The sequence below is a fragment of the Coleofasciculus sp. C1-SOL-03 genome (genome assembly GCF_040220555.1).
Lineage (GTDB): Bacteria > Cyanobacteriota > Cyanobacteriia > Cyanobacteriales > Coleofasciculaceae > Coleofasciculus.
The window spans coordinates 22,124-29,141 of the sequence record NZ_JAVJUO010000134.1 but is presented as its reverse complement, the minus strand read 5'-3'; the positions used below and the strand labels follow the sequence as shown (position 1 = coordinate 29,141).

At 45.8% G+C, this 7,018-nt stretch carries 4 protein-coding genes; all 4 read right to left on the bottom strand.

Annotated features, from left to right (window positions below; all coding sequences use genetic code 11):
• Positions 1-184: 184 nt before the first annotated feature.
• A complete protein-coding gene (gene adhP / locus RIE73_RS21295; RefSeq protein WP_446403092.1) occupies positions 185-1,210 on the bottom strand; it encodes an alcohol dehydrogenase AdhP in 1,026 nt (341 codons plus the stop codon).
• A 769-nt stretch (positions 1,211-1,979) separates the two neighbouring features.
• Positions 1,980-3,401, bottom strand: a complete 1,422-nt coding sequence (locus tag RIE73_RS21290) for a WD40 domain-containing protein (RefSeq protein ID WP_446403091.1) — start codon at positions 3,399-3,401, stop codon at positions 1,980-1,982.
• Between the two features lie 78 nt (positions 3,402-3,479).
• Complete coding sequence (locus RIE73_RS21285) at positions 3,480-5,351, bottom strand: protein kinase domain-containing protein (protein WP_446403090.1); 1,872 nt, start codon at positions 5,349-5,351, stop codon at positions 3,480-3,482.
• A gap of 188 nt (positions 5,352-5,539) precedes the next feature.
• Positions 5,540-6,940 (bottom strand): WD40 repeat domain-containing protein, encoded by a 1,401-nt coding sequence (locus RIE73_RS21280; RefSeq protein ID WP_446403089.1) that lies wholly within the window; start codon positions 6,938-6,940, stop codon positions 5,540-5,542.
• Positions 6,941-7,018 lie beyond the last annotated feature (78 nt).

Here is a 7,018-nt window from a genome sequence, read left to right as displayed (position 1 = left end):
CGTACAGAATCTTGTTCGGTCAAGCTAACTTCTAAAAGCCGAAACGCCCTATTTTTCGTTCTCACTCTTCCTTGTCTACTGGTCTACCTGTCTTCCTTGTCTTACCTCAACCCCAATCTTAAAAAACCTACCCTTATGAGGTTAATGGAACTCCCCCACCCCCCAGGATCGATTGTCATAATAATCAGCTAATTTGCAGCACGATTCGACCATTTACTTGACCGTTTCTGAGACGATCAAAAATCTGATTAATCTCCTCTAACGGTTGCTTCTCCAAGGTTGGCTTCACCTTGCCTTCTGCCGCAAATTGTAAGCATTCTTGCATATCTTTGCGCGTCCCAACAATCGAACCGCGAATCGTAATCCGTTTTAATACCACCTCAAAGATAGGTGTGGGAAACTCTCCGGGAGGTAGCCCAACTAAAGCACAAGTACCACCTCGTCGCAGCGTCCCCAAAGCTTGACGAAACGCTGCGGTAGAAACAGCCGTAACTAAAGCACCATGCGCCCCACCAATTTTTTCGTGTACCACCGTAGCAGGGTCTTCTTTGGTCACATTCACCGTCAATTCTGCCCCCAATTGCTTGGCTAACTCCAGCTTCTCATCGCTGGTATCTAAGGCGACAACATGGAGTGCTAAAGCTTTGGCATACTGGACAGCAATGTGACCTAAACCCCCAATACCAGAAATCACCACCCATTCTCCGGGTTTCGTATTGGTTTCTTTCAACCCCTTATATGTGGTTACCCCAGCGCAGAGAATCGGACTCGCATCCGCAAAATCCACACCATCGGGAATCGGACTTACATAGTCAGCCGGTGCTACCATATACTCGGCATAACCGCCATTGACGGAGTACCCCGTGTTTTCTTGATCAGGACACAAGGTTTCCCAACCCGTGAAGCAATATTCACAATGACCACAGGCACTATGCAGCCAAGGAACACCGACGCGATCGCCTTCTTTATAGAACGTTACGCCATCACCCACAGCAGCGACATAACCCGCCCCCTCATGTCCAGGAATAAAAGGTAAGGTAGGCTTTAGGGGCCAATCCCCATCCGCTGCATGTAAGTCAGTATGGCAGACACCACAGGTAGCGGTACGGATGAGAACTTGTCCAGCTTGGGGTTCTGGAATCGGAACCGCTTCAATTGATAGGGGTTCGCCAAATTTATGCACCACGGCGGCTTTCATCGTGTTTGCCATAACCTTTATCCTTTCTGACTTGTCGGATTTGCTTGGCTTGATTTTAGGTTCACCTCCCCTAGGATTTCACCCTCGCAGGGAGGATATATAGCGCTACGCGCTGGGCAATGGGCAATGGGCAACACCTCGGCTTACCTCGGTGTTTCATATGCAATAGTGAAGAAAAACGCTTACTTTACAAGGAATTGAGCTACCGTAGGGTGGGCATTGCCCACCAGCCTTAAGTCAGTGCCATTTCACAGAGAAAGAACGGGAGAACGGAAGCCCCATATTTTTTAAATCGGGGATGAAGTTCGACACGGCTTTCTTTATTCGCTGTGCTAAACAAAAAGTCTATAGAATCTTCCTTCTTCTAGAAGGAAGAGTGTCAACTAGCTTGTTGATCCAGTAACTCCCGTTAGTGATCAAAAGAAGTCATACAGCGCTTTTCAAGTAAGTGAGGTACACAGACAGATCCCCGACTTCTCCAAGAAGTCGGGGATCTTGCTTAGAGACTGTACCTCATCAACCACCAAATCTGCTGTAAGTAGGTAGGGACGTGCCATAGTACATCTTAATTGTAGGGGCGGGTTTAGGGACTAACGCTAATTAAGAGCTGATAACTGAACAACAAAACCCGCCCTTATTCAACCCAATAATTGACCAACAAAATCCGCCTTGAGATGCTTCGCTTCGCTCAGCATGACCGATTCTACCAGAAAGCAATACCTTGATAAAAACCCCTCCCTAACCCTCCCCTTGTCAAGGGGAGGGAATGCCAATTCATCATTCAATCGCATCGCCAAATCTTAATCATTTTATCCGCACTTCCGCTGACAAGAATTTGTCCATCTAAACTAATTGCCACGGCATGTATAGCCGCCGCATGACCTTTCAGGGTGCGAAGTTTACGCCCTTTTCTAACCTGCCACAATTTAATCGTTTTATCGGCGCTACCACTAGCAAGAATCTGTCCATCGGGACTAAATGCCACCGCATTAACCCGATCATGATGCCCTTTTAACGTTCGCAGTATCCGTCCACTACTGAGTTGCCAAAGTTTAATCGTTCCATCGGCACTCCCACTGGCAAGAATCTGCCCATCAGAACTAAAGGCTATCCCATTTACACTATCAGTATGACCTGTAAGTGTATGCAATTCCCGCGCCTTTCCCACCTGCCATAATTTAATTGTTTTATCGCTACTCCCACTAGCGAGAATCTTGCCATCGGGACTAATCGCCACCCCATTGACTCCAGCAGTATGACCCTTAAACGTGCGTAGTTCTCGCCCTTTAGCCAGAGACCAAAGTTTAATCGTTTTATCATCGCTACCACTGGCAAGTAACTTCCCATCGGGACTAATTGTCACCGACTTAACCCCAGCAAATAAACCTGAATGTCCGGTTAAGGTTCGCCGTTCCTTCCCGGTACTAAGTTGCCAAAGTTTAATGGTTTTATCATTCCCGCCACTCACCATGATTTGCCCATTTGGACTAATCGCAATAGATTGAACATAACCAAACCTCCCTACATGTCCTTTGAGAGTTCGCTGTTCCTTTCCCGTTTGCACATCCCATAATTTAATTTTTCCATCTGTACTACCACTAACCACTGTTTCTCGATCTGGACTAATCGCAACGGCGTAGACAAAATACGTATGACCTTTAAGAGTATGAACACAGCGCCAGTTCTGCTGGAGTGGCTGCAAGACCACGTTTTGTAGCTTACTAATGCAGAAAAGGACATCTTGATAGTCTCGCAACTCTTGGTATTGCCAATACAGATTAGCGGCTTGATTAAAATCTGCGATCGCCTGTCGATGTTCGCCTAGTTGAGAATAGGCAAGTCCGCGATATTTATAGGCTTTAACCAAGTCAACATCCAGCCAGATCGCTTTACTAAAATAGTCGATTGCTTGCTGATATTGACAATCCTTTGCCAGTTCCATTCCCCAGTTATAATAGGTTGCCGCATCCACATCCTGGACAATCTCTGGCTGGGGTAATACCGAGGCAGATAACTTAAGCTGTTGGTAAGCCTCATTGATTTTTTTTAGTTTCTCTTGTCCTTTAGCTTGTCGTTGTGGATCATCAGGAAAACGATCCGGATGCCAACGCCTAGCTAATTCCCGATAAGCTTGTTTAACTTCTTCTAAAGACGCACCCGGTTGCAGTCCCAAAATTACATAATACTGATTAAGCTGATCCATAAAACTGATGAATTATGAATTTTAATTCCCTATTCCCCGTTCTCTGTTTCCCATTCCCTGTTCCCTGTTCCCCGTTCCCTATTGTCCATATCGCCAAATCTTAATTGTGCCATCGCCACTCCCACTGATAATCATCTCTCCATCTTGACTCAATGCAATCGAATTCACATCCCTGGTATGTCCAGCTAACGTCGCCGCCACCTTACCACCATGCAAATCCCACACCTTAATTGTGGCATCAGCGCTACCACTAACCAGCATTCGTCCATTATGACTGAATCTTACCGTTCGCACCCAATCCCCATGTCCTCTGAGAGTAGCCAGGAGTTTACCGTTCCCTAAATGCCATAATTTAATCGTCGTATCGCTGCTACCACTGGCAAGTATTTTCCCCTGAGGGTCAATCGCCACAGAATTGACATCTCGTTCATGACCTGTAAAAGTATTGACTAATTCACCATTATCCAGACGCCATAACTGCACCGTATTATCACTACTTCCACTCACCAAAAATTGCCCATTGGGGCTAAAGGTAACTGAATTAATCCCGCGTGAATGGTGGAAACTGTGGAGTAAATTACCTGTATCAATTTGCCAGACTTTAATGATTTGGCGATCGCAACCACTAGCCAGGAATTGTCCATCAGAACTTATTGCCAAACAAATCGACACTCTGGCATCGAAATAATCCGCGATCGTGCAGCTTACAAAACCGGATTGCCACTGCCATAATTCGATCGTATCATCCACGCTACCACTGGCAAGAATTTGACCATCAGGACTAAACGCCACCGACAACACAGGTTTTATATGTTTGATCAGTGTATGCAACAGTTCCCCTGTCTGAAGATTCCACAATTTAACCGTTTTATCAAAACTTCCACTCGCCAAACATTGTTCATCAGGACTAATTGCCACTGAACAAACCGAACTTGAATGACCGATGAGCGTATGAATGCATTTCCACGTCCTTCTCTGAGGAATGACTTGATTAATAGCAGGTATGGTTAACGTCTTTATCTGGGAAAAATAGCGGTAACGTGTCGTCGTTGCATCCGGATTCAACTCCTGTAAAACATCTCGCGCTTGTTGATAGCGCCTCCGGATGGCACGTTGCAACAATTTATCCAGAACTTGCTCTAATTCCGGACTCAGGGACGTAGTTAAATAATCTCGCCACACCCAATCTCCCTCATTCACACAATAAAGTTCTAGGGGATGGCGTCGAGTCAACAGATGAATACAAATTACACCCAGGCTATATAAATCACTCGCAAAAAATGCTTTACCTAACGCCTGTTCCGGTGCCGCATAGCCAGCGGAACCAATAATTGTTCCTTTGCGAGTCAGGGCGGTAATCGTAGCAAATTTAGCCGCACCAAAATCCACAAGTACCAGTTGTCCTTTTCTGGCTCCCCGGAAATTGGAGCAAGAACGACAAATCACATTGGCTGGCTTAATATCCCGATGAATAACATTATGACTATGAATAAACTCGAGCAATGGTAGCAAACTATTGAGTAAGTCGCGAATTTGCTGTTCAGTGAAAGCACCTTGAACCTTTACCATTTGAGCTAAATCGTACCCCGGAATATATTCTTGTACCAAATACTGGCGATTATCCTGATCAAAATGGGCAAACAGTTCTGGAATTTGGGGATGGTAGCCTAAATCATCAAGACGCACCGCTTCTTGCTCAAAAAGTTCCGCCGCTTTCTGGACAGTATCGGTTCCTTGAGCTTGAGGATAAAATTGTTTAATCACACAATGGGGTTTAGATGGTTTATCCTCATCCACAGCTAAAAATGTTCTGCCAAATCCCCCCTGTCCAATCAGTTGAAGCCCCCGATAACGCTCTCTCAATAGCAAATTTGACCCACAACTTTGGCAAAATCGATTACCATCGGGGTTTTGAGGCTGTAGGCATTTAGGGTTGAGACAGTAGCTCATAATTATTTGTCAGGGAACAGGGAACAGGGAACAGGCAATAGGCAATAGGCAATAGGGAACAGGAAAAAAATCTCACAAATTATTGCGGATTGCTATAAATGCTCGGAAACTGTAGAATATTGTATTATGTTCTCAACTTATTGACAGATAGAATTGCGATCGCGGCGCAAGGCTGATCGGACTGGAGTTCAGGCGCGATCGCACGCCTCAAGCCTACGCCATAGTTTGATCGTCTTGTCGCTACTCCCACTAATGAATTCCTGTCCATCGGGACTGAAAACCACAGATGTCACCGCACCCCCATGTTCCGATAAGGTGCTAATTAACTCCCCATCCTCCAAATTCCAGAGTTTCAGGGTTTGGTCACAACTTCCACTGACTAAGATTTTACTATCCAGACTAAAGGCAAGACAGCGCACCTCATCAGTATGTCCCTTTAATGTATACCTTTCCTGTCCACTTCTCATGTCCCATAATTTAATTGTACAGTCTGCACTTCCACTCGCCAGCCATTGTCCATCGGGGCTAAATATGACCGTATAAATCCCGCCTTGATGCCCGTTGAGGGTGATCGTATCGTGGCGAACAGAGGAACGCACATCCCAGAGTTTAATCATGCCATCCCGACTCCCACTGGCAAGGATTTGCCCATCAGGACTAAAAGTTACTGTATAAACTTTGTCCCCATGTCCCTTAAAAATGCGTTTTTGGGCTAACGTATTAGCATCCCAAAGCTTAACCGTACAGTCAGCACTCCCACTCGCCAAGGTTAAACCATCGGGACTAAAGGCGACGGCGAGAAAATAGTAAAAATAGCCTTTGAGACTACGTTTTTGCTGTCCAGTACGAGTATCCCACAGCTTAATCGTATGATCCGCACTACCACTGGCTAGGGTTTGTGCGTGAGGATTAAAGGCGATGGATAAAACCGCGTGGGAATGTCCTTTAAGGATGAGGTGTTTTTGTCCAGTTTGAATATTCCACAATTGAATTGTATTGTTAATCGTGTTAGTGGCAATAATTTGTCCGTCTGGATGAAGAGTCAGCGTGGTAATTGGCGCTAAATTTCCGGTGAGGGTGTTGACACATTGCCATTGGGGAATGGTGTCGGGTAAAAGCGGTTGGATGTCTACAGTAGACTGAATCGTGGGAGAATTGGGTTCTGGGGTTGAGAATTGTGCGATCGCATCGTGTAATTCTGCAATCTGGGATTTAAGCGAATCGGAGTTGGTAACTTGTTGCTGGAGGAGTGCGATCGCATCGTGTAATTGTGCAATCTGGGATTTAAGCGAATCGGAGTTAGTAACTCGTTGCTGGAGTTGTGCGATCGCATCGTGTAATTCTGCAATCTGGGATTGTAGAGAGTCTAAGTTAGTAACTCGTTGCTGGAGGAGTGCGATCGCGGTTTCTGTCTGTTGATGAGTCTTCTGATCAAATCGCCCTCGATTAGCTAAATTTAATCCCAGAGTAATCGTAATCGGTGCGGCGGCGTAAACCGCCTGCTGAGTTGCAGCGGCGATAACCGTTCCCAATGCTGAACCAGCGAGGAAAAGGTATTCAGTAATCTTTAACCAGTGGCGGTTACTCATAGCGGGTGCAACGGGAATCTGGGTTGCGGGATTAGGTAAAAGGGTAGCCTAATTTTCACCACATCTGGCAAAAAAGGC

Coding starts and splice junctions, on each gene's coding strand:
- adhP (WP_446403092.1), bottom strand. CDS start 1,210: ATGGCAAACACGATGAAAGCCGCCGTGGTGCATAAATTTGGCGAACCC.
- RIE73_RS21290 (WP_446403091.1), bottom strand. CDS start 3,401: ATGGATCAGCTTAATCAGTATTATGTAATTTTGGGACTGCAACCGGGT.
- RIE73_RS21285 (WP_446403090.1), bottom strand. CDS start 5,351: ATGAGCTACTGTCTCAACCCTAAATGCCTACAGCCTCAAAACCCCGAT.
- RIE73_RS21280 (WP_446403089.1), bottom strand. CDS start 6,940: ATGAGTAACCGCCACTGGTTAAAGATTACTGAATACCTTTTCCTCGCT.